The 25,325-nt window shown below is 65.5% G+C and carries 22 protein-coding genes; 11 read left to right on the plus strand and 11 right to left on the minus strand.

Annotated elements, in window-relative coordinates; translation table 11 throughout:
- Positions 1–77 precede the first annotated feature (77 nt).
- Both CFP71_RS27010 and CFP71_RS27015 read right to left on the minus strand, forming a co-directional pair.
- Positions 78–299: a hypothetical protein gene (locus CFP71_RS27010; RefSeq protein ID WP_093936756.1), complete on the minus strand. Its 222-nt coding sequence runs from the start codon at positions 297–299 to the stop codon at positions 78–80.
- A gap of 194 nt (positions 300–493) precedes the next feature.
- Positions 494–976: a DUF6326 family protein gene (locus CFP71_RS27015; RefSeq protein WP_093936757.1), complete on the minus strand. Its 483-nt coding sequence runs from the start codon at positions 974–976 to the stop codon at positions 494–496.
- A gap of 162 nt (positions 977–1,138) precedes the next feature.
- Between CFP71_RS27015 and CFP71_RS27020 the strand changes: the two genes are divergently transcribed.
- The 4 genes from CFP71_RS27020 (at position 1,139) to CFP71_RS27035 (ending at position 4,284) form a co-directional block, all read left to right on the plus strand.
- Positions 1,139–2,281 (plus strand): sensor histidine kinase, encoded by a 1,143-nt coding sequence (locus tag CFP71_RS27020; protein WP_093936758.1) that lies wholly within the window; start codon positions 1,139–1,141, stop codon positions 2,279–2,281.
- The gene (locus CFP71_RS27025; protein ID WP_093936759.1) at positions 2,278–2,934 is read left to right on the plus strand and encodes a response regulator; all 657 of its coding nucleotides are present in this window, start codon (positions 2,278–2,280) and stop codon (positions 2,932–2,934) included. Before CFP71_RS27020 ends, CFP71_RS27025 begins: the two co-directional genes overlap by 4 nt.
- Positions 2,935–3,088: 154 nt before the next feature.
- Positions 3,089–3,469, plus strand: coding sequence for a hypothetical protein (locus CFP71_RS27030; protein ID WP_093936760.1), 381 nt, complete (start codon positions 3,089–3,091; stop codon positions 3,467–3,469).
- The gene (locus CFP71_RS27035) at positions 3,466–4,284 is read left to right on the plus strand and encodes a hypothetical protein (RefSeq protein ID WP_093936761.1); all 819 of its coding nucleotides are present in this window, start codon (positions 3,466–3,468) and stop codon (positions 4,282–4,284) included. The genes CFP71_RS27030 and CFP71_RS27035 overlap by 4 nt, the downstream gene beginning before the upstream one ends.
- Before the next feature lie 247 nt (positions 4,285–4,531).
- Here the strand turns inward: CFP71_RS27035 and CFP71_RS27040 are convergent, their stop codons facing one another.
- Complete coding sequence (locus tag CFP71_RS27040) at positions 4,532–5,974, minus strand: alpha/beta hydrolase family protein (RefSeq protein WP_244199843.1); 1,443 nt, start codon at positions 5,972–5,974, stop codon at positions 4,532–4,534.
- Positions 5,975–6,215: 241 nt separating this feature from the next.
- Between CFP71_RS27040 and CFP71_RS27045 the strand changes: the two genes are divergently transcribed.
- The 3 genes from CFP71_RS27045 (at position 6,216) to CFP71_RS27055 (ending at position 8,602) form a co-directional block, all read left to right on the plus strand.
- Complete coding sequence (locus tag CFP71_RS27045) at positions 6,216–7,415, plus strand: sensor histidine kinase (RefSeq protein WP_244199844.1); 1,200 nt, start codon at positions 6,216–6,218, stop codon at positions 7,413–7,415.
- Complete coding sequence (locus CFP71_RS27050) at positions 7,412–8,071, plus strand: response regulator transcription factor (protein ID WP_093936764.1); 660 nt, start codon at positions 7,412–7,414, stop codon at positions 8,069–8,071. The genes CFP71_RS27045 and CFP71_RS27050 overlap by 4 nt, the downstream gene beginning before the upstream one ends.
- Before the next feature lie 234 nt (positions 8,072–8,305).
- Positions 8,306–8,602, plus strand: a complete 297-nt coding sequence (locus tag CFP71_RS27055; protein WP_093936765.1) for a YkvA family protein — start codon at positions 8,306–8,308, stop codon at positions 8,600–8,602.
- Positions 8,603–9,088: 486 nt separating this feature from the next.
- Here the strand turns inward: CFP71_RS27055 and CFP71_RS27060 are convergent, their stop codons facing one another.
- A complete protein-coding gene (locus CFP71_RS27060) occupies positions 9,089–9,412 on the minus strand; it encodes a hypothetical protein (protein WP_093936766.1) in 324 nt (107 codons plus the stop codon).
- Positions 9,413–12,107: 2,695 nt separating this feature from the next.
- Between CFP71_RS27060 and CFP71_RS27065 the strand changes: the two genes are divergently transcribed.
- From CFP71_RS27065 to CFP71_RS27075, 3 genes are all read left to right on the plus strand, one after another.
- Positions 12,108–14,129, plus strand: coding sequence for a hypothetical protein (locus CFP71_RS27065; RefSeq protein WP_143267165.1), 2,022 nt, complete (start codon positions 12,108–12,110; stop codon positions 14,127–14,129).
- A gap of 281 nt (positions 14,130–14,410) precedes the next feature.
- Positions 14,411–14,863: a hypothetical protein gene (locus CFP71_RS27070; protein WP_093936768.1), complete on the plus strand. Its 453-nt coding sequence runs from the start codon at positions 14,411–14,413 to the stop codon at positions 14,861–14,863.
- 169 nt (positions 14,864–15,032) lie between these two features.
- Complete coding sequence (locus tag CFP71_RS27075) at positions 15,033–16,598, plus strand: HNH endonuclease (RefSeq protein WP_093936769.1); 1,566 nt, start codon at positions 15,033–15,035, stop codon at positions 16,596–16,598.
- Positions 16,599–16,745: 147 nt separating this feature from the next.
- Here the strand turns inward: CFP71_RS27075 and CFP71_RS27080 are convergent, their stop codons facing one another.
- The 7 genes from CFP71_RS27080 to CFP71_RS27110 all read right to left on the minus strand — a co-directional run bounded on the left by CFP71_RS27080 (position 16,746) and on the right by CFP71_RS27110 (position 23,903).
- Positions 16,746–17,099, minus strand: coding sequence for a hypothetical protein (locus tag CFP71_RS27080; RefSeq protein ID WP_093936770.1), 354 nt, complete (start codon positions 17,097–17,099; stop codon positions 16,746–16,748).
- Positions 17,100–17,424: 325 nt separating this feature from the next.
- Positions 17,425–19,449, minus strand: coding sequence for a hypothetical protein (locus tag CFP71_RS43720; RefSeq protein WP_143267166.1), 2,025 nt, complete (start codon positions 19,447–19,449; stop codon positions 17,425–17,427).
- Positions 19,450–20,183: 734 nt separating this feature from the next.
- Positions 20,184–21,146 carry an S-4TM family putative pore-forming effector gene (locus CFP71_RS27090; protein WP_093936772.1) on the minus strand — a complete coding sequence of 321 codons (963 nt, stop codon included), beginning with the start codon at positions 21,144–21,146 and terminating at the stop codon, positions 20,184–20,186.
- The gene (locus tag CFP71_RS27095; RefSeq protein ID WP_093936773.1) at positions 21,143–22,009 is read right to left on the minus strand and encodes a CBASS oligonucleotide cyclase; all 867 of its coding nucleotides are present in this window, start codon (positions 22,007–22,009) and stop codon (positions 21,143–21,145) included. Before CFP71_RS27095 ends, CFP71_RS27090 begins: the two co-directional genes overlap by 4 nt.
- Positions 22,010–22,031: 22 nt before the next feature.
- Positions 22,032–22,535: a hypothetical protein gene (locus tag CFP71_RS27100; RefSeq protein WP_093936774.1), complete on the minus strand. Its 504-nt coding sequence runs from the start codon at positions 22,533–22,535 to the stop codon at positions 22,032–22,034.
- Positions 22,532–22,978 carry a hypothetical protein gene (locus tag CFP71_RS27105; RefSeq protein WP_208636047.1) on the minus strand — a complete coding sequence of 149 codons (447 nt, stop codon included), beginning with the start codon at positions 22,976–22,978 and terminating at the stop codon, positions 22,532–22,534. The genes CFP71_RS27100 and CFP71_RS27105 overlap by 4 nt, the downstream gene beginning before the upstream one ends.
- 19 nt (positions 22,979–22,997) lie before the next feature.
- On the minus strand, positions 22,998–23,903 hold the full coding sequence (locus CFP71_RS27110) for an AAA family ATPase (RefSeq protein ID WP_093936776.1): 906 nt from the start codon (positions 23,901–23,903) through the stop codon (positions 22,998–23,000).
- A gap of 240 nt (positions 23,904–24,143) precedes the next feature.
- Here CFP71_RS27110 and CFP71_RS27115 point away from each other — a divergent pair, with 240 nt between their 5' ends.
- A complete protein-coding gene (locus CFP71_RS27115) occupies positions 24,144–25,259 on the plus strand; it encodes a helix-turn-helix domain-containing protein (protein ID WP_093936828.1) in 1,116 nt (371 codons plus the stop codon).
- Positions 25,260–25,325 lie beyond the last annotated feature (66 nt).

The raw sequence follows: 25,325 nt of genomic DNA on the forward strand, positions 1-25,325 counted from the left end.
GACCGTGGAGGAATTGGGACGCTGAACGTCCCAATTCCTCCACGGTCGCGCCGGTCGTCGAACTCGTGCGAAAGGACCTATTCGGTACTCCGGCGTTCGATCACTTCCGTGGCTCCGTTCTTGCTGAACGCCGCCCACAGATTGAACCCGACGATGGCCACGCACGCCGCCGCCCATAGCCAGATGAAGCCGTTGCCGCGGCCGATCCCGTTGACGAACACGACGACAAGCATCCCGATGCCGATCAGCGCACCGACGATCGCGACGGGCTTGGACGGTTTCACACGGTACGAAGCCACTGTTCGACTCCTTGATCAAGTTTGCGAGGTGAGGAGCAGATGCCCGCGTCATCCAGCCGCCAAACCCACGCGCGCCGGATCGCGGGCGATGTTGCGCCGAACGCTCCAATCGCGTTAGGCCGAACGGGAAGGCTGGAGTGCGAACCTATCCGCTGGAGAGTCTGGACGGTGGCTGGGCTTGGGTTTCGGTCTTTCTACTGGGCGCGAACGGTTTCACGGCCCGGGCTGGTGCCCGTGGACGCCGGCGGCGTGGTGCGGGGCCAGGTCCAGGCGTACCGCAGAATGAGGACGAGAACGATCAATTCCAGTGCGACGCCGAGGCCGTAGAAGTATCTCCAGGATTCGCCCACCGCGTTGAACGCCGCGAAGGGGACCTGTATCGAGGCCACGATGAGGTTCGTGGTGCGGTTGGCCCGGGCGGGCAGGGTCATCGACAGCACGACCATGAGGGTCGGGATCGCCATGAGCGTGAGGAAGACGGTGAACAACGTCTGGCTGATGTCGAACTCGAAGACGACGCCGGCTTCGATGTCTTTGATGACGCCAGGTTTGAAGAAGGCGAGGATGTCCACGTAGGCGTACAGGAGCACGAGGCTCGCCCACGCCGCGGCGAGCTTGGCTCTCACCGGGATCCGCTGCTCGTCCAGTGTGGTCGTGGTGGGGCGACGTGTTCTCATCGTGGGCTCCGTTGTCGTGGTGAGGATCGGTGGGCCAACGATCGCCGAGCCCGGCGGCGGGCACATCCTCGTCGAGGCCGGACACGCCCCGGCTGTGAGGAGGAGCGGCGTCTCGTTCTTTCGGTCGGTCCCCGACGCCTCGGCGGTCCCTAGGCTGGGTGCGTGACCACCACTGCCCTGCGCTCGCTGTGGGCCGAGCCGCGCGCCACGAACGTTCCCGAACGGGTGTGGCGCGACTGGGTGCTGGTCGGGGCGTTGATGGTGACCGCGCTGCTCGAGGGACTCCTCCGGGACGACGTCGCCTGGCGGCCGTTCGCGACGATCGTGGCGGCCGGACTCGCGCCGTTGCTGCTGTGGCGGCGTACGCGCCCGTTGGCCTGTGCAGGGGTGGCCTTCGGCATCGCGATGGCGTTGGGACTGGCGAGCCTGCTGGGCGGGGCTCCGAGCGTGGGCCTCGACACGATGATCTACGTCCTGGTGTTCGTCTACGCGCTGGTCCGCTGGGGCTCAGGGCGCGAGATCGTGATCGGGCTGGCGGTGGTGGCGATCGCCGCGGGAATCGGTATGGTCCCCGACCACATCGTGCCGGCCGAGGTCTTCGGCGGGTTCGCCATCCTCGCGGCGGCGGCGGCGGGCGGAGCGGCGTTCCGCTACCGCGCCGAGAGCCGGCGCCGGGAGCTGGACCAGATCCGCGGCCAGGAGAGGGTCGGTCTCGCGCGCGAGTTGCACGACATCGTCGCCCACCACGTCTCGGCGATCGCTGTGCAGGCGCAGGCGGGCCAGGCGATGGCCGGGCAGCGACCTGAGGCGGCACTCGAGGTGCTGGCGGCGATCGAAGGGGAAGCGTCGCGGACGCTCGCGGAGATGCGGGCGATGGTCGGCGTGCTGCGCGATGGAGCGCCGGTGGGGTACGCCCCTCAGCCCGGAGTTGCCGACCTGGTCTCCCTCGCCAGACGCGCCCCGGTTCCTGTCGTCGACGTGGAATTGCCGGATGCCCTGGACGAACTTCCGCCCCAGATCGACGCCGCGGTCTACCGGCTGGCGCAAGAGGCGCTGACCAACGCCCTGCGGCACGCCCGCAACGCCTCGCGTGTGGAGATCCGGGTCGTGGAGGGCGCGGGAAGGTTGCGACTATGCGTGACAGACGACGGACAGATCGACCCGGCACGGTCGGTGAACCACGGCTTCGGGCTGCTGGGGATGACCGAGCGCGTGCAGCTACTCGGCGGCACGCTGGGTGCCGGGCCGGCACCCGAGGGCGGGTGGACGGTCGACGCCGAACTGCCGACTAAAGTACGCCGATGACGGTGCGCGTGCTGGTGGCCGACGACCAGGATCTGGTGCGCACCGGCCTTTCGATGATCCTTGAGGCTCAGCCCGGCATCGAGGTCGTCGGCCAGGCCGCCGACGGCCACGCAGCCGTCGAACTGGCGCAACGGCTCCGCCCCGACGTGTGCCTGGTCGACATCTTGATGCCCGGACTCGACGGCATCGAGGTGACCAAGCTCCTCGCCGGGCGGGGCGTCCCGGACCCGATCGCGGTAGTCGTGATCACGACCTTCGACCTCGACGAGTACATCCATGGTGCGCTCCGAGCCGGTGCCCGAGGCTTTCTGCTCAAGGACGCCGGGACGGCACTGCTCGTCCAGGCCGTTCATGCCGCTGCCGTCGGCGATGCCCTGATCGCGCCGAACATCACCCGGCGACTGCTGGCCACGCTCGCCGCCAGGGAACCGGCGAGCCGGCGGACCCAACCGATCGAGCCGCTCACCGATCGCGAGGAGGAGGTGCTGACGCTGGTCGCCCGTGGCCGCACGAACGCCGAGATCGCCGCTGAGCTGTACATCGGCTTGACGACAGCCAAGACCCACGTCGCCAGCCTGCTGACCAAAATCGGCGCCCGAAACAGGGTCGAGATCGCGATGTGGGCGTACGACACCGGCAGGGCGGGGGACTGAACCGAAAGCCCATGCCGCTGATCGATCGTTGGTGGTTCGAGCGGAGAGCTTTCGGGCACCGGATGCTCGGGGCCAAGGACCCGCTTGCGGCGGGCACTTACGCTGGCTTGGGTTTCGGCGTCTCCGCAGGCAGTCGCGTGATCGGTGTCTCCGGGTGGAGAGTCGAATCGCGGCTGCCGCGAAACCGTCCAGAGAACTGACCGGCGCCAAGACCGCCGAGCTGCCGGTATTGCCGACTGTCCAGATCACCGGCGCGAACGCCGAGCGGTTCGCCGCGCTGGCCCGGACCGGTGGCGGCACCGCGGCCGTGATCGCCCGCCCGGAGATCCGGGACGCCTATGAATTGTCCTTTCCTGCCACCGGGCGGATCCCGGCACAACTCGAGCAGTCGGTGCGCAAGTCCGAGCTCGCGGCGGTGACCATGGCCTTCCACGGCTACTCGGCGGAGTCCCCGCCTCAGCTGCACGCGATCCACCAGGTGGCGGGAGTACGCCTGGGAACGTCCCGGCTGGCTATGGAACGCCAGGGCTCGTGAGAGCGGAACGTCAGGAGTACTACACGCCGGGCACTTGGGCCTTCCTCAACACGTTGGTGAGCCAGACGCCGAGTGTCGGCGGTGATCTGCGAGGGGAGGAGCTCTTCGCGGCGGGCAAAAGCTACCGGCTGGCCTGGAACGGTGCGGTCACCGGCCCCGGCTTCCGCGGCAAGCGCGCCTATCCGGCCGACAGCCCCTGGGCCGGACGGGCCGCGCAGGAGATCGACATCAGCATCCCGTTGTTCTCCGACGGCGCCGGGCACACCGGAACTGCGGACTTGGACGCGCCGGGCGACCGCGGCAGCACCGCGCTCTACCGCGAAGGCAGGCTTTTCGGTAGCCAGGCGACCCCCGGGCGCGCGGTGTTCGTGGCACCTGCCGAGGAAGCCGGTTACCGGCTGACTACCGAGGCGGAGCGCGACGAACCCTGGGCGCCGTTGTCCACCAAGGTCTCCGCCGAATGGACCTTCCGCAGCGGGTACGTCCAGGGACCGAGCCAAGCGCTGCCGCTGCTGGAGGTGCGGTACAACCCGGTGGTGGATCTGGCCAACAGCGCGCCGGGCGGCCGCCCCTTCACCGTCCCGGTCACCGTGTCCCGGCAGGACGGTCCCGCCGCGATCACTGGCCTGGAGGTCGACGCGTCCTACGACGGTGGCGTCACCTGGCGGCCCGCGAAGGTGAGCGGACAGAACGGCCGGTACGACGTCGAGCTCCGCCACCCGGCAGCCGGATCTGTCTCCTTGCGCGCGAAAGCCGCCGACGCCGACGGGAACACCACGACCCAGAGCCTCGTTCACGCCTACCGGCTCCGCTGACACCCGTTGTTCCCGGCCTCTCGCACAGAATCCAAGAGGTCGGGAACAACCGCGATTCAGTCGAAGGTGGCGCGTTCGAGCGCGGTGTCGGCGTCCTATCCCCGCACGACAGTCCCGGTGACCACCGAGTCCCCTCATCCCGGTCGCCGCCGAGTTTGGTCAGGATCCGGGAGACGTGCACACCCGCCGCGGCTGCTCTGGTGGAGGTCACAGCCGTGTCGTGAGAACGAATTCGACGTCAGGTACGTCATCGGGTGGTGTCCGGGTGGTGGACGCTGAGGTCGCCGTAGGCGTCGAGCACGCTGGGCAGGTCTGCGGAGGTTTCTCGGAGAACGGCGTCCAGGAAGGCGAGAGTGGCCGCGGTGACGACGCGTGGGCTTTCGGTGCGGCCCAGGGAACCGGCTATCGACGGCACCGGCGGCAGGTACAGGGGGCCGTCCGTGAACGTGAGGTGGGCGGCGCCGGGAATGGTGAGCCGGTAGCTCGTCGCGGTACCGCGCTCAAGCACCTCGCTGAGACGCGGCAGGTATCGCGGGTCGGTGTCCGGGGTGATGGCCTGGGTGAATGCGAGCGCCGGTCGGTCAAGGGCGGGCGATACCGGGCCGTGCGGGTAGCCGTCCAGATCGATGACGGCCGTGAACCGGCGGTCCTGCCGGACGGCCTGCAGGGCGGCGGCGCCACCGAGGGAATGACCGGCCGCGGCGACCCTGCCGGTGTCCAGGCGTCCGGTTAGCGGGTCTGCGCGGTCCAGATCCGCTAACCGGGAGAGCACGAAGCTGAGGTCTGCGGCCCGGACGGCGGTCCAGCCGGCCGCGAGTTCCTCGTCCTTACCTCGGTCGCCGCTGGAGACGGTCTCGGTGGTGATCGTCCGCCCGTCGGCGAGGACGACGGCAGCGGAGTCGTAGGGGTGGTCGAGGGCGGCGACCACGTAGCCGTGGCTTGCCAGTTCCTCGGCCCACGCGGTGTTCTGGGTGCGAACTCCGCTGGAACCGGGGGAGAACAGCACGATCGGGAACCGTCCTTCACGGGCGACCGGGGCGCCGAAGACCGAATGGGTTCGGGCACGCGTGACGTCGTCCAAGAGGAACCCCGGCAGGCCGGTCGCGCGGGCGAGGGCTTCGGAGACGGTGCGTGCTTCGTCCCCCGTGCGTCCGAGGTACGGGGCCCGAGGTGTGTCGATGGGGCTGTCCTGCGCGGGGTACCAGAGCTGGACCACGACAGTGCGTCGGTCGAGCGGATCGGCGGTGAAGGTCTCGGGGCGGAGCGGGTCGGTCCACTGCAGCACGCGGGTGCCGACCGCGAATGACCCCGTGGGGGCGGGGAATACGGGGACGGGAAAGGCACAGGCGGCCACGGCGCCCGCGGCGATCAGCCCGGCACAGGCCATCGATCCCGGCAACGCGAGCCACCAGCGGGCCCGTCGTACCGGCCGGCCGGTACGACGTCGCAGCAAGGGGGAGAAGGCGAACGGCGCCGCGAGGACGGCGCCTGCCAGTACCGGCAGCATCTGCCAGCGGATCCCCGTCGCGGTGAGCGCGATCGCGGATGCCACGAGTACCGCCCCCGCCGTGATCGTGGCACGTGAGCGGGCGGCGGGCGGAAGCCAGCGCGCCATCACCAGCGCGATGGCACCAAGCAAGGCAAGGATTTCCAGGAGGGACAGGTCCAGTCCCGTGATGATCTCGGTCACCCGGCCATCGTCGGCGCCGGGTGGGGACGACCACATCGCTCCCGGGTCGTCGGCACGGGCGACTGGGAGCGCAATCCGGAGCACGTGCCGTGCGACGGGAGTGGCAAGCGAGCAGGCCGGATCGACGGCTCCGTTGCGACCGCAGGAGGTAAGGGAACTCCTCCTCAGGTCGCAATCCGGCCCCACGAGGTCAGACCCCGGGCTCATGTGCGTGGCGGTGCCCGCGGCCTACGCTCACCGGGTGCGCTCCGCGAGAACAGCCGTTTGGCCGGTGCGGCTGGGGAAATCCGCCTGGCGCCGGGCTTCCCTGCTGCCGCCGGTGGTGTGGGGTTCGCTGCTGTCGTCGCTGCTCCTGCTCAACGTCGTGACCACCCGGCCGTCGCGGGAGCTGCCGATGGCCGTGACCTTGACCGTCGTTCTCCTGCTGCCCTTGGTGTGGCGGCACCGGGCCCCGCGCACGGTGTTCGCCACCGTGGCTGCCGTGGCCGCGGTCCAGTGGCTGCTGGACATCCAGCTACCGGCGGACATCGCCCTGCTGGTGGCTCTGTACACGGTGGCCGTGCGCGCGGACCTGCGCGACGCCTTGGTCGCCGGGGCGGTTCTGGAGGTCGGGGGACTGCTGGCTTGTCTGCGCTGGACCACCGACGGCGCGTTCCTCACCCCGTTCGTCGCGGTCACCGCGATGATCGTCGCGGTCGGCGTCCTCGGTGTGCACGTGCGGATCCACCGCGCCTACCTCGCGGCCGTCGAGGAACGGGCCGTGCGTTTGGAGCGGGACCACGATCAGCAGGCGCGGGTGGCCGTCGCCGAAGAGCGGACCCGGATCACCCGGGAGATGCACGACATCGTCACCCACAACCTGTCCGTCATGGTCGCGCTCACCGACGCCGCCGTTTACGCGCAGCACCGGTCGCCCGGCAAGGCGACCACCGCGATGCTCCAGATCTCCGAGACAGGCAGGCAGGCCTTGACCGACATGCGGCGTTCCCTGGGCGTTCTGCGCGCCGGCGAACCGGACGCGCTGCGCCACCCGTTGCCCGGGATCGCCCAGCTGACGGCTCTTGCCGACCAGATGGGCGCCGCCGGACTGCCGACCCGTATCGACATCCACGGCGGTCACGCCCACGTACCCGCCACCGCGGAACTGACCGTCTACCGCCTGGTCCAGGAAGCCTTGACCAACACTCTCAAGCACACCCCCGCCGGTACTCACGCGAAGGTCCGGATCGAGTGCTCGACCGAGTCCGTCATCGTGGACGTCACCGACAGTGGACCCCTCCCGCCGGCCCTCGCCGCCACCCGGCCCGGCCACGGCATCACCGGTATGCGAGAGCGCGCGGCCGCCTACGGAGGAACGTTGCGGGCCGGGCCGCTTCCGGACGGTGGCTGGGGCGTCCACACCCGCCTGTTCCTCGCCGGCACCGGGGCGGTGTCCGCGTGACGATCCGCGTCCTGATCGCCGACGACGAAGCACTGCTCCGCTTGGCCTTCAGCACGGTTCTGGAAGCCCAGCCCGACATGGCGGCGGTCGGCGAAGCCGAAGACGGCGCCCAGGCCATCCGCCTCGCCCGGGAACTGCGTCCCGACATAGTGCTCATGGACGTCCGGATGCCCGGGACCGACGGGATCGAGGCGACCCGGCAGGTCGTCAGGAACTGCCCGGGGACCCGGGTGCTGATCCTCACCACCTTCGACCTCGACGAGTACGCCTTCGCCGGGCTCAAAGCGGGAGCCTCGGGCTTCCTGCTGAAGAACACCAGGCCCGAGGAGCTGCTCACCGCGATCCGCCACGTTGCCCTGGGCGACGCGGTGATCTCGCCGCGGATCACCCGCCGTCTGCTGGAGAAGTTCCGTCCGCACATCCCCGAGGGCGGCACCGGACGCGACGAGCGGCTGAGCCGGCTCAGCGCTCGTGAGCACGAGGTACTCGTCCAGGTGGGCGCCGGGCTGTCCAACTCCGAGATCGCGGCGACCCTGTACCTCGCGGAGGCGACCGTGAAGTCGCACCTGGGGCGGATCCTGCAGAAACTCGAACTCCGCGACCGGATCCAGGCCGTAATCTTCGCCTATGAAAGCCGCCTGATCCACCCGACGTGAGGTCACCGGGTGGGCAGGGCAGGCTCCGCGAACTGGGTGCTGGGCAGCGTGGTTTGCGACGACGCGGCCCACCCAGCCCCGGGAGACCTCCAGCGTGGAGATCATGACATCCGGCACCGACAATCCCGGCACGCTCGGACATTCCGCGGGTGTAACCCGTTCCGGGGATACGGCAGGATCTGTACCGCGGGCGGTCTCGCGGCGGCGACTGAGTTGTGGTGACGAGAGGATCACATGGAATCTCTGTGGACGACTTTCGGCGTTGTGGCCGTGGTGGTGGTCGCCGTCCTCGTGCTGGTCGCGCTGTTCCTCGCGATCAAACTGGTGCGGAAGCACCGTCAGGTCCATCAGCCCGGTGTGCCGGTGCCGACCAAAGCCGCCTACTGGATCTCCCTGGCCTACACGGTGTTCCCGTTCGACTTGTTGCCCGACCCGGTCTACTTCGACGACATCGTGGTCCTGACCAGCGGACTGGTCTACGTCAGCAGGTCGCTCACCAAGAAGGCGCGCGACGACCGCCAGGCGAGTTGAAACGCGGCCGTTCCCTGGGCGCGCTTCGAGGCTTGGCTGGGCGAGCCGGTGGTGATGCGGTCCATATCGGCCCGTTCGGCTCCGCGTCGCTCGGGCATCGCCGTACGGCCGCGTCAAGTCTGGAAGCCGTACCTTGGCCTGACGTCACGGCTTCGTATCGGGATGCCGGGGGTGGCGAGAGATGGTCTGTAGCGCAAAAGAGCGGACGGTCGATGTGACCATCCGCCCACCCCGTAGGGCTGATGCTTGTGTCCGAGGGGCGTGTTGCTCACTATCCACACGACTGCAACTGACGAGCTGACAGGCGAAATTTCCGTGTCTCGCAACGCGCCAAGAGAGCGAGGGTCACCGTCTACGGGACCGACTGGCAGCGCCTGACCTGCCATGAACGAATTTCATGCACTGCGCAGATCGAAAGCCAGCGCTCTCCGGACCCGCGTGCTCGATGACCTGGGAAGGCAGTTCCGGCCTTTATGAGGCCTGGGTTTAGATCTCGAAGACGATGAACTGGTTCAAGAACGCGTCGACCAGGCGGGTGGTCGGGCCAACGGTGACCAGGTACGACTTGCGTTCGGGTACGTCGGCCACGCGGAAGTTCGCCTGGCACGAGCCGTCCCACATCACGATGGCGGCCGACACCAGTGACCCTGACCGCTCTTCGCCGTCGCTTTGGGCTACCCGGACGGGTGGTCGTTGCTTGAGTACCTCACAAGCTCCCTTCGCGATGCCCTCGATGTTCACGGTGTCGGGAATGAACCAGTGATTCACCAGGAAGACAACTAGGAAGACCGCCAGCGTCAGGCGGGCCACGAACTTTCCCCGCGCGACCGTACTCTTCCTTACTCGTGTCATGCCTGACAGTCGGGTTCACATCGGCTCTGTTACGTCGCCGCGGATGTGTGAGACCGGATCGCTACAGTTGGGATCTAACCTAAAAGTGGTGTCCAGTGGGTGATCGCACACCATCCACACTTCTCCAACCTCATTGCCCGCACGGATCATCGGTCAGCACAGGAGGTGAGGCGCAGGCGCCGCAGTTGGTGTCGGTATCCGGGCACGCTAAGACGTGGCCCCTTCCGTGCGGCAACGATGACGAAGGGACAGGTCTTGGGGTGGAGCCGTCATCCGGGTAGCTCGCTCGCTACGCGTCGCTGTTCGCGATGATACGAAGGTGGTCGTCGTCGGCGGGCGCCGATGCCGGCTTCTAGCGTCATCAAACGTTCTATGGCGTGTACGAGGGGCAGTAGGCGCAAGGCGGTGTCAAGGGCTGAGCTCACGCGCGATCTCTGACCGCGTGGAACCCGCAGACTTGCCACCAGGAGCTCTGCGTGGCACAGCGCTGGTGTCGGAAGCGTTGCGAAGCGTTTCTGTCGGGGGTCTGCCGTAGGTTCCGGCAAGTGACACGATCTGCGCAACTTTGGTCGGCTGTCGAGCCGGCCTTGCACGGGCACCTCTACGTGCTTCAGTTCAGTAACGACGTTATCAAGGTTGGGAGCAGCTCGGATGCAGTTCGGAGAATTGATCAACATCGGCGGGATGCTGCTCGATATGGGCTGAGTATAGCAAATAGCTGGAGCTCCGACCCGGAAGAATGTTTTGAAGCCCAGGAAAGAGATCTACTGTCAGTACTTGCGCACTTGGGTAGGCGCACTTCAGGTGGTCGTGAATATTTCTTGGGGGTTCCATTTGAGATGGCCAGGTTTCAGGCTCAACATGCCCGTCAACTCAAGACGAAAGTGGGCTGCTGCGAAACCGGCGTTGCACCCCTGGACATGATAATTCCAGCGAAGCTTGTCTCAGTAGAGTCGATTGAGGAGCCGACATTCCAGGATCGTGGGTATATCTGCGATATCCAGGGAGAACTCGTTCTTGAATGCGGATCAAGGGTGCGAGCCATTATGTGCAGTGACCGGATGTTAAAGGTTGGACACGAGTTCGATGTTGAGTTCGACTGGACATCGGCCTCCGATGAGATTTGGACCGCATATTTGAGCTCCGACCCTCGATAAGATCGGCTGCTTCCGATTGGTAATCTACTTGTGTGGCGAAAGTATAGTGCGGTCGAGGTGGGTCACTTGTGCTAGCTGCGAAGTTGTCGTTCGATTCAGATTTCCGTTGCGGCTAGCCGATAATTTCCATACTCGTGCCTGCGGGACCGCGGCCCTGCAGGCACGAGTATGGTTATTTGAAAGATGCATGAGTTAGTCAGTGGAATTGGATGCCGCTGACCTGTCGAGGTTCTTGTATCGAGCCCAAAGGGCAAATATTTCGACTAGAATTGTCCACATTGCCACACCTGAGACTGATGCGACTATAAGAATCGCAGTTCCGTAAGATTCACTTTTGATCGATTTCGTTAATATCGCCAAGATGACAGAAACTGCTGGGATGACAGAGGACTTTAAGCGTAACTCCCAAGCTTTGGCGCGGTGATCAGCGGTGATGTCGGGCGATCGCAGGGTAGCGTCAGATAGTCGAACGCACGCAGGTATGGGAAGAAGTGCCACACCTAATGCGACTGCCCATGTCCAGCCGCCCATGAAGGCAGTGGTCGCGATGATGAGAACATAGAAGATGGAATCGGACAGTGCGCGTCGGTCCATTTGCCAGAACCGCATAGGATGATCGCTCATTCGATATTAGCTCCTCGCTGACTAGATCTCAGGTTCTCCAGGTGTCAAACCCGTGCTGCTCGGCAGATCAAAGTTATGGAGTTCGGCGGTGAGCATGGCCATCGGGCAGGTCGGTGAACAAGTCAATCTGGCCGCCGTAGGACTATGCAACCGCCGACTGTGGAAGGGTGGCTGTTCGAACCTGCTGATCACGCTGAAGTCATCGAGAGACGCATAGACGCTCGGCAACGATGTCGGTGAGCATTACGACCAAACTGAGCTCGACTTGCGGCGGCGCGGAGTTTGTCACTCCGGTGCCGCTCGGGGGCCATCATCAAAGGGGGCTACCGGTGACTGAGCTCGGCCAGCGGGGTGACGTCCTTCCTACAGTCGTGACTTGCTGGAATTTGATCTGAGCAAGCTGGGGTGTGATCGTCCGCGGGACACAGGCTTGGCTCGAGCCCTCACCCCGGAAGCATGTGAGGGTTGCCGTATGCCCGGCGACTCTGCCAAGCGGCTGTACGGCCCCGCAGCATGGCCTGAGGCAGGCCCCGATCACTTGCCCGAACTTGCGGGTTTCGGCCAGGCCGTGTGCTCCACTATGGGTGCGATGCCGGCACCACGGCCGACCGACGCTCGATAGTGAGCGGCGGGCACGCGGCAGGAAGCGACAAGCTTCATGACCGATGTCCTCGCGGTGGCTTCTCATGCCGGCGCGTCGTGACGCACATCCGCGGTTCGCGGAATCCGTCACGTCGGTGGCGTGGCACGTGGGTCCCGCCCCATAGTCTCGGAGCGACCGCTCCGGGGCCGAGGCGAGAACACCGCCACGACCACAGGAGGTTCAAGTGATTGACAACGAGTCTGATCCCCAGCTCCCCGACGATGACTCCGTGGCGTCTGAGGACGTCGCCGGCGCGGAGGAGGAGCTGCCCGCGCCGCCGGCGTGGAGTCGCTGGGACAACGAGCCGATGCCTACGCTGCCGAAGATGGCGGCCGTGAGGCGCGCGTTCGATGCGGGCGTGACCTACGGCCTGCCGAAGAACTTCGCGTGGGCTCTGGCTTCCGCGGTGACCGACCCGGCCAGCCTGCGCGCGGCCTTGTCCTCGCCTCGATCGACGCCGGTGGTGGGCGGAAACTTCGAGTTCATCGAGGTCGATCTCTGGACTCCGGGCGTGTCGCCGATGGTGACCAATCACCGGGTCTTCGCCGAACGGGTCTACCCGGCGTCCGGAGCCCCCGGGGCGATGGGGCCGCTGCGCGGTCCGACGTCGGAAGACGGTGAGACCTCGACTCTGGTGACCGAGGCTCGGGATGTCTCACACGTGCTGGCCGAAGCCGAGCGGGCCGGGAACTTCATCATGTCGGACAACAAGCTGGCCGCGTCCATCAAGGAGCGGGGCATCCTGATGCCCGTCGACGTGGTCTATAACGAGATCCGTCACGACGACGGGGAGCCCCCAGCGTGTCTTCTGGTGACCGCCGAGGGCTCGAGTCGTGTCACCAACGCGCACTCGGTCCTCGGGGTCGAGAACGTCAGGACCGTTATGTACGACCTGCCCGGAGAGGAGAGCAACCTTCGGCGGTTCGTGAACGGCGTTCTCCTGGAGGACCCGAAGGAGCCGGGTATCTCGGCTCGTACGGTCGACAAGCGCCGGGGTCGGCGCAACGCGCTGATCGTTCGTGCCCGGGTAATCCTGAAGTTCGTGCCAGCGGCGGAAGCCACCTACGATTTCGCGCAGGCTCTGGGCGGCTACCTGGGGATGCTGCATGTCGACGGCCCCCGCCCCTGGCCCACCACCGGCAAGAACGAGGCGATGGCGGAATCCGTCGTGCGGGCGCTCCGCCACGCGGACGCCATCAGCGAGGACGAGCACGCCTACCTCGCCGGGCTGATGGACCCGAAGACCGCGGTGGAGAAGGGCTTTCCCGGGGAACAGGACGCTCAGGCGGCTTACGTCCTGGCGACCATCCTCGACCGCGGTCTGATGCCGATCGTCTCCCGGGCCATCCGAGACGTGACCTCCGCGGCCAGGGCCATGCCGGCTACCAAGGCCGAGGCTGCGGCGGAACTAGCGTTGCGGCCGATCCGGAGCCTGGCCACGAGCCTTCCCGCGAGCGACCCTGTTCGAACGCAGATCGACGCCATGCAGGCGTCCTACCGGCGTAGCTGCCGCCTTCGGTTGTACGCCACTACGGACTGGAAGGTCACCGGTCGAACACCGCAGGAACTGCTTGAAGCCGCCCTTGTCGAGCTAACGTCCTCGACCGGGGGGCCCGCCGGTTCTGGGGAGCACGCCGCTCGCGCCGAGTTGGCGGCGTTGGCGCAGTTCCACTTGACCCGCTCTGGGAGTCTGCGTCGGGAACCGTACGGCAGCGGTGGTACCGACGCCGACAAGCGAGGGCCGAACGACGTCCTCGGGGCGATGGTCGAGGAAGCGCAAGGCCTCCACCTGCTGTACCAGGCGATCGTCGATGGCCGTGCCGGACGCAGGCCACGGGTGGTGGACGAGAACGGTCGCCTCGTACGCGGGCACCTCGACGGTAGCGACGGCTTGATCGAGGAAACCGGCGGCGACGAGATCACGATCACCAACGGGTGGCTGCGCTACCACGCGTTCCCGCGCCCGGGGGTAGATCGCCCGATGCCGACCCCACCGGAGAATGAAACGCCTGCCATGCGGCTCGCTCGACACAAGACGACGATCGAACGTCAGCTCGCGATCCTCGAACAGGAGGTCGAGAACCTCGAAGAAGTCATCGACAACGGTGGCACGCCACTGGTGGAGCTTCAGGGCTGGGCGACCGGTGAGTTGATCAAACGGCTTGGAGCCCTGCGTGATCGTCTGACGTTCTGGGACGGTCTGGCCAGCAGGATCGCCCGTCGGGAACGTCCGGACACCACGACCGCGTGAGGCCATCGGGTGGCGGGCCGTGCCAAAGCGTGACCCGCCACCCGATCGGGCTATAAATGTTGCGGGATCCGTGACTTCCGGCCCGTACCCTGAGTCACAGATTTTGGAGCCCTGTTGGGGACCACTCCGATGGCGCAGTGGGTGCCGGCTACGGCACAGCAACGCGGCGGAACGGCGACGTCCGAACCGACCGATCCACGAGCCTGAGACCCGGCGGCAGCTCTGTATTGACCTACGAGCGGGACAGTGGTCTCCACGCTCCGGACCACCGGAGTACGGAAATGTCCCTGCCGAGGCGCCACGTCGCCGACTACTTCTACCCGGAGCTCACCGCGATCGCCGTCGCGCCGCGTGGTGGCGTGTGCTCGAGCGAGGTGACCGGGTTTTCCGACCGACAGGTCCAGCAGGCCGTCTTCGACGGGGAGAACGATGACCCTGGTCTCCTCGCCAACGCCCGCGCCACCTGTGCCGCCTGCCCCGCTCTCGCCGCCTGCCGCCAGTTCGCCGAGGTCAGCCTCGACGATACGACCTTCCTGGCGGGCACAACCGCCGAGGAACGCTCGCGGGCCGCGCGCCGCGCGCCGCGGACCCGGCACCGCAGGGCGGTGGTCGAGCGGATGCGGAAAGCCGGCGTCACTATCCCCGACATCACGTTCTACACCGGTTACCCGACGCGAAGCGTCGAGGCCGACCTGGCACGGAGCGAGCGCGATAAGACCGCACGAATCGCATAGAACCCTCGAGCGACGTCGCTGTTGCAGCTAAGCGGTGAGGACCGCAGCAGTCTGGGTGTGAGCGTCCAAAGGCGGCGAAGTACCGCGGTCAGACGGGTGGCTCGGCGCTTCGCGCGCCGTCAGCTCAGGGGAGAGCGGTTCTGTCGGTGGTGTTGGCTAGCCTGGCCCCGTGGGTATCTCGGATCTGACCGAACACGCGGTCCGCGCGGCGATGGCTGAGCATGACGAGCTGGGAGTGGAAGCGTTCTGCGTACGTTATGGCTTCGAAGAGGGCAGTGATGACATCGTCGTGGCCGGCGATCAACGGTATGGAAGCCAGGCGCTAGTAGCGGCCGCGCACGCGTTCCTACCCGAGGGCACGCCGTTGACGCTTACGGACGTCGCCGACACCGCGGCAGTCAAGGACAAGCTGCTGTCCCTGGGATTCGTCGTGCGAAGGGTTCGATTGCCCGACTGGACTCGAGATGAGCTCGTGCTGGCGTGCGCCTTGTTGTTCGAGAACGGCCGGAAGGCGTTGAAAGCCGGCGACCCGCGCGTTCAGGAGCTGTCGCGACTGCTTCGGACACGGGTGAGCGGGTCTGCGGGGCAGTACGGCGGCAAGTTTCGGTCGGTCAACAGTGTGCAGCGAAAGCTGTATGACCTGCAGACGCGCCTGCCCGAGTACACCAAGATCCCCACCAAGGGCGGTCAGCTCGACCTGCGCGTCTTGGAAGAGTTCCAGCAAGATGAGGTCGCGATGATGGTCGAGGCCGCCGAGATCCGCTCCCGTACGGATGCCGCCGTAAGGTCGAGCCGCTCGAACGCTGAGCAGGCGTGGGCGCTGTTCTGTGCGGAGGGAGAACGCAAGTATGGCGGCAATGGCGGCTACCCCGACGTCCTCGGAGAACAGTACGTCTACGACAACCAGGTAGCGAACTCACGTCGACTCGCGGTCGGCGATTTGATCGTCATCCGCGACGGTGACCGGGTCCATGGTGTCAGCAGGGTCGAGAAGATCGATACCCAGAGCGGGGTGCTCAAGCGACAAAGGGTGTGTCCCGAGTGCGCGGGGAGCCAGTTCGACGAGCGTCGACGACAAGTGCCCAAGTATCGGTGTCGGCGGCCAAACTGTAACCACGAGTTCGACCAACCGCGTGACACGACAGTCGAGGTCACCCAGTTCGTCGCTGTATACGGCGCAGGATATCGCGCTCTCGATGGAGCGATACCACTCGATGAGCTGCGCACCCGGATGCTGGACCGCGCTCCGCAGAACGCGATCCGCCCCCTCGACCACGACGCGTTACTGGCGCTTCTGAAAGGTCTGGCGGTACCTACACCGGCGATGCCGGGGACTCGCCGTCGGACGGTCCCTGCCGGCGGCCATCGCGAGGGACGAGGAAAAGTCCGCGTCGGTCAGGACAAGTTCCGGGAGAACCTGCTCGCGGACTACGGCCTGCGTTGCGCGATCACAGGGCCGTGCCCAGCGGAAGCGCTCGAAGCCGCGCACCTGCGAAAGTTCGCGGAACACGAATCCCACGATGACGGTCTTCTCATGCGGGCCGACGTGCACAAACTGTTCGACCGCGGCCTGCTCGCCATCCACCCCGAGACCTGGACCGTCGTTATCGCACCGACACTGGCCGACTACGACGACTACGCCAAACTCGACGGCCTGCCCGTAGTCAAGGGGCCAGACCCGGCTGCCATCCGCGATCACTACCTCACTGTCACAGCGGCCTGGGGAGTTGCGTAACCTCGCCTTCCAGGCGCCACTCGGGAAGCTCATCATGGTACGCGCCTCAGGTTCGACTTCGAAGACTCCGTCGATAACGCGGTACCCGATGACCTGCTCCGTTATCGGCTATCGTGGCGTTTTCCAGCTGAGCTTCCCGCGATAGCCTTACTCGTCGACATGGTCGTCCGCGACCGCGTAAAGGAACTCCCGCACGTCGGATACGTCCGGTGGTTCCTGGGCTTGGTTCCGTGCGAATCTGCGGTAGTACGAGTACACGCGGGCGCGCATCTCGGCCTCGCGTGGCTCGCTTGAAACAAGTTCGAACGTGAACCCGTCCCCGTCCTGGACGAGACGCAGAGGACGGGCGAGCCCATCATATGCGTGTGCGACGTCGAAAAACCCCTCGACCATCTCAAGCGCCAGGGATGGATCGCCTACCCACCACATGTGTCCAAGCATGTTGCCGGAGTCCGCGAACAGAACTACGGGATCCACGATGTCATCCCACGTCGGTGCCATAACTCTTCTCCTCAAGTGACGCATACTTGTTCTCATCAATCGCCCATGCTGGCCAACCTGTCACAGTCCCACAAGACAAGACTAAACCGAAGTCAGCGGCGGCGGCGTGATAAGACACCGGAAATTCCGGCAGCTGCCGTGAATACGCCCGCCGTCACATAGATCGGCAGTGGTAGAAGAGTAAGAAGAAGCCCTGCGCCGGCCAGTATCAAGGTGACACATCCTGCGGCAGTCAGCATGAGCCGGCTAGCTCGCCTGGTCCGCTGATCGCAGTCCAGTACTTTGTCCGCGATGGCGGCCAGGGTATGCGGTCGGCGTGGTGCGCTCATGAGATCACCGGACTAGGCATCACCGACGGTCTGGTGCTGGGATCTAACTGGCGCAAAATGAGTGCCGGTGGTCGTCGAGGCGGGTTCTCCCGTCCGATGTACCGGTCCGGGACGACGCGTTGGTCCTGAACGCGGGGGTGCCGTTGAGATGGGTGCACGATGGAGACCGATCCGTCGACGAGACCGAAGACCGGATCCGCCAGGGCATCGAGAAGTGTGGGGACGGAAGGTCCTTGGTCAATTTCGACATGCAGATCTCGGCCTTCGCCACCAGTCCAGACGTCCACGGCGTACGCACAGCTGACAAGGCCGAACCGACGTAGGAAAGCGCTGCCGAGCGAGACGGGCCCGCAGCTGTGCCGATGGAATTTCATTCCGGCGCGCTCTCCGTTGCTAAGCTGAGGGCTCGTCATGAGCACTGGGTCGACGCAGCCGCTGTCATAATGCACGCTGTCGCGAATATTGGGCCAGATTTCTCGCCAGCGTTTAGCACCCACTCCGTCCAGCACAACTAACGCATCGGTGCATACACCATCGTGATCGAGTAACCGAAGCTCGAGCGCATGTTCCCGTGGCACGATGCGCAGCCCAGGTATGCCGTCTGCGCCTGGGTGAGGCTGGACGGGCGCGAGCATCGCGCGAAGGAACCAATGCACCACCTTCTCGTGTAGGTTGATAACCAATTTATCGCGTCGAGGGCTGACCACGCGAAACACCTGGTGCCCACGATAGCGCTCTCCGCTGTAAGGAGGCTGGGATCCTCGAATCATCAACAGCAGCGACGTCTCCAGGATTCTCTGCGCGGTGGAATGTGCTTCTGGTATCGCCTTACCGTGCGGAGTTGAGGTTACCGCTTTTCTGATCTTGACCACTCTGTCCGAGCTGGGGTGCAGCTCTTCGCCGGTGTAGCGATTCCACAGCACTGCCAGATCGAGCTGAACTTCCCGCCTGCCGGCCTGGAAGACTTTCTGCCATGCCTGCCAGTGGTCGGGCACGGGTGTATATCGGTGGCGAGAACGCAGGTATTCTTCGCGCGTCGTGGAAATTCTCCGGAGCAGCAGTTTGCAACCGGGATCGTTGGGTAGCGGCACAGAACTATCGATGTCGTGGAGCTCGACAATGCGTCCGCTGGGATCTATGTCCAGGCGGAATCTGCCAGGAGTGAGCTGGGTCGCTCGGTGGCAGAGCTGTTCCAGCACGTTCAGTTGCGATGGGGCGTCGGGCCACTCGACCACCAGCGATTCGTCGCCACGTACGCTGGACTTGACCCACCACGCATCGCGAAATACGCCGATGCGGCGTAGGAGCCCACTTCCTAATGAATTCGGCCCGAATACTCGCGGCCGCCGCGCCAGCACCTCGGCCTCCGCCGGCGCCAAGTTGTGGGGATAAGCGTCGGCCAGCAACAGTGCCGACGATTGCTCAGCATCGAGATAAGCCTTAGCCGCTTTCCACGCCGTCTCCGAGATCCCCGTGATCACCACGCGGGGCCGCGGGCTGAAGTCCGCCAACCACAACTCGACACGTTCAAGGTCGTCCCAGTACACCCGTGCACCAGCGGTGCCGTAAAGTTCCGCTGGATCGTCCGGATCCACGATCGGCAACAGATTTGTCAGTAACGGACCGAGTACCACCGGATGGAGTCGCAGTCGCAACTCATCCGGGTACGGCCGCACGTCGTCAACTAGATGGCCCACCCGATAATCCCGGGCGACCGGATGAGACTCGAGCAGGACCATCCCCTGCAACAGCGCGTGGAATACCGCTGACTCCAGTTCCTGCTGAGCTCGGTGCACCGCTACGGGTAAGAGACGGTGTCGCGCGACGTGCGGCACCGTCGGTTCGTACTCAAGCCGTCCAACCGCGGGGTACGGATCGGCTAGTGCCCTTAGGAGTACCCGCTGGTCTGGCTCGGACAGTTGGCTGCTCAGCCGGTGCACGAAGGCACTGATCGTACGGCGTCGTTGCATCGTTAGACCATCGATAAGCCGAGTGATCTGATCCAGAAACTTGCCAGGCACGAACGACTCCCTGCTCTGCCTCCGGCCAGGCGGACAAGGACGTCAAGTACAGCGAGGTACACCGATCACAAGGTCGCCTGCGCGGTGGGCACAGCCCTAGGGGAATCGCATCGCTCGCTGCCGGTCGCAAGTGATCCTCCACGGTGGCGGTCCGCGCCCGCCGGCCGCGATGCTACACCCACGCGCAGGCCTAGCGCTTGTTGCGGGGCTGCTCGTTCAACGAGGAGACTCGGATTCCCCCGATCGGTTCTGGATCGAGGCCCGCCGGGGCGCGACCTGAGATGCACCTGGGGGCACTGTCATGCAACCCGAATCATCGGTAACGTGGCCGGCCGTCTCCCTATCTGTGTTCATGGGGCGAGTTGCTCACTATCCACACGCCTCTGGCTGATGTGACGTTCAGCAGTTAAGTGTGTCGGCAACGGCGAGCGAGTACTTCCGTGTCAGGGAAGAGCGAACCCCGCACTACTCCGAGAGCTCACCTTTGCGGCTCGGCCTGACGAGAGAAGTGCTAGTCCGTCGGCGTCGACGCGTCCACGCGTACCGGCAGCTCCCGAAGTCCTCGCGAATCCCCACCCTGAGCTGATTGACCCGTCCCACCGCTTGAAAAGAGGTCAGGCTTATCGAGGCTCGGCGATGACCTCGTTGAGAAAGCTATCGAGGCGGACGGTCGTCATAGCGAGGAACATCAGCGGCGGTTCGTTAGTGGGTTGACTGCCGTGTCTTTCAACGAGCTACGAGGGTGGGGCTTGGGCCAGACGGACGCGGTGGTCTTCTGCGGTGTCGCCGAAGTCGTGTTCGTCGTCGTCGCGGAAGCGTTTGTAGAACCATTCGGGTACTCGGGCCGGCTCGAGGCGAGTCCGGAGGACGCCGTCCTGTACGTCGCGTGCCACGTTTCGTAGGCGGTGCCATTCGGTGTCGGGCACGGGGCCGGGGTGGCCGTTGCTCAGTTCGGCGTTGACGACCTTGATGAGTCGTTCGCGTTCGCCGGCCACTTTGCGCTGGCTTGACCAGATGTCGTAGGCGATCTGGTAGGCGGCGAGGGAGGGGACGACAAAGCTGAGGATGGTGTCAACGATGGTTGCGTTCGCGACCGCGAGGCCGGCGAACAGGCCGATGGCGGTCCACAGGAACGCAACGGTGGCGATGAGATAGCTGTAGCGGCGGCGAAGGCGGGCGTCCCAGGAGAGATTCTGTTCCTGGGCAATGAAGACGTCGTAGGGGTGGTGGACGTCGTGGGTGGGGTCGTACCAGCCATCGGTGATGCGCTTGTCTTTCTTACTTCCCTGGGGGAGTTGGCGTGCGAGGCGGCGGACGTCCGGTTCGGGGATCGGGTCTCCGGCCACGGTAGAGCGCCAGGGCATGTGGAACAGGGCGGTGTCGAACATCTCCTGCAGCAGCGCCCCTTGGCGGGCGGTGTTCCCGGCGAGGCCTTTGAGCAGGAACGTGGAGACGACAAACCAGACGCACCCGACGATCAATACCAAGGTTCGGCCTTGCCCGACCAGCGTGAATACGACACCGGCGACGGCAAGCACGAGGGCCGCGTCGACACGAATGGCTTCGAGGAGCTGGCCCCGTCGGTGGCTCGCCGCCGCGGCACGCTGCAGGAGGATCATGTCGTCGTCGAGCTGCCGTTCGTGGATAGCTCGGGGCGGTATCCCGCGGACACCGGCGGGGTTGGTGGAGAGGTTCATGGCTTGGTCATCCGGTTCCCGAAGAGCGTCTTCCACTCGTCGTAGGCTGCCCGGTCTTGGCCGTCGTCCTCCAGGTCGACCGCGCGCTCGGCGATAGCGCGGGCCCGGTTGAGCGCGTTGGCCGCGGCGAGTTTCTGTGTCATGTTCATGACGGCATTGACGTCGCCGCCGAGACCAGCTGGATCGGGCCACTCGTCGCCGATGCGTTCGGCGGCGGTGGCCAGGAAGTAGATGATCTCGTCCTGGTAGCGCCCGATCGGCGGCTTCACCAGGGACTGGGCCATGACCTCCAGCAGAAAGGAGGGCGAGACGGGTTCGCCGAGCTCGCGGTTGATTCCCTTGATCATCTTGACGAAGGGAACGTACTTGCCACCGCAGTCGGCGTTCTTGGCGATGCTCAGCTCGTGGTGGCGCTTGGGGTTGGTCTCGAGCCAGTCCCCGGCCGAGGGATTGGGGATGTAGTAACCGCCGTCCTCCCGTTTGAAGGCGGGGACCACGTCGATCGACATGACCTCGTCGTCGGCGCCGTAGGGGACGACGATGGCCATGCCGTCGCGGGCGGCGCTCGACCACTTCTGGCGGAGCAGGGTCTCCAGGGCGTTGATGACCTGGATCGGAGACTGGTCACGGAAACTGGACTGGCCGCCGTCCGCGTCGAGGACGACGAAGATGTCGATGTCCTTGAGCTTTTTCGTCTTGGTGTCGCGCCGGTAGCTGCCCGTCAGGAAGTCGTCGTCGAGGTCCCAGTGCGACTTGACGAAGTCGCGGATGGCCTCGTGTCGTGCTTTGGCCAGGTTCTGCTCGGTCTGGGTGATCTCCAGGTTGTGCTTGAGCTTGGTGAAGGCGTCGTCGATGTATCCCATGGCGGGTTTCCTGCTCGTGGTCTCAGTTGTGGTAGTACCGCATGCCGGTCGAGGCGTGCGGGGCGGAGCCGAGGGTGCCGAAGGTGATGCCGCGCAGGCCGTCTGTGCTTGCCCGCGTGCCGGGCCCCCATCCCGGTTGCGGAGTGCGGGGCCCGTTGAAGGTGCAGAACAGCTTGTAGGTGGTGCCGGTGGGTACCCGGTCGAGCTTGGCGCGGAAGCGGGCGAGACGGGCACGGGAGGCGGTGAACTCGGCGTCTCCCGTCCCGGAGCTGGTGTAGGACACCGGGAACTCGATCACCGGCACCACGGCGCCGGAGGGTTGGTGGCACTCGAGGACGACCGTGTCGAGGGAGCCCTCCTCAATCCACGCCTTGATCGCGTTCTCGTTCTGGGTCCAGTCGCGGTGCAGCCGGTCCATGTTGATCCCGAGGTCGGCGAGGATGTCGGTGATGGCGCCGAGGATGACGTCGGTGAGGTGCGTGGCGGTGTGGGTACGGGTGTAGCTGTAGGTATAGGTCGAGGTCATCGCTGAAGCGCCGCCCGGCGGAGGGCCTCACGGTCGATCAGCGGAGCCGAGCTGGCGGTCTTCGTCTCCGTAGCGGGCGGAGCGGCATCCGACAGCCGGTCGTGCCCGCCCGCAGCGGCCGTTACCTGTTCCTGCAGCGGGGCGGGCGACGGGAGGTAGACCGTGAAGTCGTCGGCGCCCGCCGCGCCCGGGATGGGGTTGAGGTTCTCCTCTAGCGTCAGCGCCGCTGTGCCGGACACCGTGGTGATCTCGCAGTGCACCTGGCCGGCCACCAGGGTGATCGGGTGCTTTTGCAGGTGGCCTCCCGCGACCAGCATTCGACCAACCGCCTCGGCTACCGACATTGCTTGCACCGCCTCGTCACGGGATAGCGAGGTGGATCGCGCCACGGTGTCCGCCACGAGGTCCGCGATCACCCGCCAGGTCGCGCTGGCGCTGCGCACGGGTGAGGCCGCCACTTCCCTAGTGCGCCGCACGGGACACCTCCGGCTTGCCTGTCTCCGCGACGGCGTAGCCCACCGCGGCGGCAAGGTCATCCTCGGTGAGGTTGCCGGGGTCAAGCACCGTGTCCAGCCGCTGGGCCAAGGCCTCGAAGACCACCTTGCGCGTGCGGCGGCCGTCCAGTCCGTCCGCGGCCTCGGCGATGCGGGTCATCGCCGACGAGCGCGCCAGGTCGCCGAGGGCGGGGTACTTGTCGGCGAGCGTAAGCAGCGTGGAGGCCAAGATCTCCCGAAGAGCTTCCGGTTCCGGGAGCGGGACGAGGATGGCGGCGTCGGAGCGGGACAAGAACGCCTCGTCCAGGGCGGCGGTGAAGTTGCTGGTTGCGACGAAGAACAGGTGGGGGTGCTCAGCGGCATTAAGATCCAGCGCCGTGAGCACCGCGTCGGTGGCGCGGTGGACATCGGCCGGGTTAGCGGCTAGCGACGCTGCCGAGCGAGCTACCGCCATCGACTCGACCTCGTCGAGGATCACCACCGTCGGCACGCCATCCGATGCTAGCTCCGGCACGTATTCGCCGAGCAGTTCACTGACCCGCTGCTGAGACTGGCCGTGCTCGGCGCTCATCAGCCCGTGGGGATTGATCTCAATCCGCCGCACCTCGCGACCGGGAACGAACTGCGCGACCTGCGCCGGCAGACCGCGCGCCAAGGTGGTCTTGCCGGTGCCGGGCGGCCCGTAGAGTGTGCACAATCCGTGCAACGCCGTCACCGCGAACGGCAGGTTAGGTCGGACAAGCAGCGATAGCAAAGTCTGGTTGCGCAACCGCTCCTTGATCGCCTCCGGCACCACGATGGCGTCCCACAGCGTGCCCTCCGCCGAGTCGGCGGAGACCACCCCCTCCGCCAGCACGCACTCCTGAACCTTCATCCCTCAGCTCCGTCCCCCACGCGCGGCGGGTACCTCAGTTTTGTGCACGATCTTCCTTGAGAACGGCACAGTACACGGTGGGCTGGAGGTGTTTTGCGGCACACTTCACCCGGGCGTGTCCTGGTGGTCGAGAGGATCTGACTGCCCGGTAACCAAGGTGTGCCTAAGATGCGAGCGGAGTAGCAAGATCGAGAATTGTCCGCGGATCGGCGGGCATCGACTGGCGCGGAGACGAGCGACGTGAACGAGCCGCAACTGGCCACAGGCGATATCGCGGCCCTGTTTGATCGGGCAAGACTGCGGATGGCGCGGGAACTCCGCGGCCTCACCCAGGTGCAGCTAGCGCGAGAAGCTGGCTCCGTTACCGCGGCCTCAGTCAGTCAGTTCGAGAATGGGCACACCAAGCCTGCCACGACGACTCTGCGCCGCCTTGCGGTCGCGTTGCGGGTGCCGCTGACCTTCTTCGCCGCGCCAGCGCGCCCTCCCGCTCAAGAAGAGGTCGGCGGGTTCTTTCGCAGCCTTCGATCGACTTCGCCTCGAGACCGCCAGCAAGCTCTCGCGTATGTGCACCTCGCTCGGGAACTTGCGCTCGAACTTGAGAAGCACGTCGCGTTGCCAGATCTCAATCTGCCGCGCGTCCCGATCGGCGACGGGCGGCCTCTTCGGTCCGCCGACATTGAGCAAGCGGCAGCTCGGGTTCGAGACCATTGGAACGTGCCACGAGGTCCGATTAGCGACGTTGTACGACTGCTTGAAATGAATGGAGTCGTTGTCGTTCGGTTTCGCGTCAGTATTGAAAAAGTTGACGCGTTCTGCGTCAACTTTCCAGATCGGCCCGTCGTTGCTCTCGGGGCCGACAAAGGGCTACGTGACCGGTCCCGCTTCGATGCGGCCCACGAACTCGGCCATCTAGTATTGCATGGCGTATCTGGGAAAATGGGAGACAAGGCTACAGAAAGCGAAGCGCACGAGTTCGCTGCCGCATTCCTCATGCCAGCCGATGATATCCGACCTGAACTCCCTGATCGGGTAGACTGGCCTGCATTTCTCCGTTTGAAAGCAAAATGGCACGTCTCCCTCGCGGCCCTGCTTGTTAGAGCGAAAGCCCTTGGTGTGTTGAGTGAGCATGAATACGCGCAGGGATGGAAAGCGATGTCCGCCCGTGGGTGGAGGAAGGTGGAACCAGGCTCTCTCGGGAACCCAGAGGCTCCGGTACTGCTGCGGCGCGCGCTGGAACTGATGGATACAACCGGAATCTCTTTCGAGGATTTCATCAACCGTTCCGGACTTCCTGAAGCAGACGTTCGGGCTCTGCTAAGTCGGGATATCGTCGAACGTCCGCGCGTGGAATTCTGATCCGACCTGTTGTCCAGAGGGCATTCTCATGTGACCAGCAAGGCGTCTGGTTGGATGAGCGTATTC

Source organism: Amycolatopsis thailandensis, from assembly GCF_002234405.1.
GTDB lineage: Bacteria > Actinomycetota > Actinomycetes > Mycobacteriales > Pseudonocardiaceae > Amycolatopsis > Amycolatopsis thailandensis.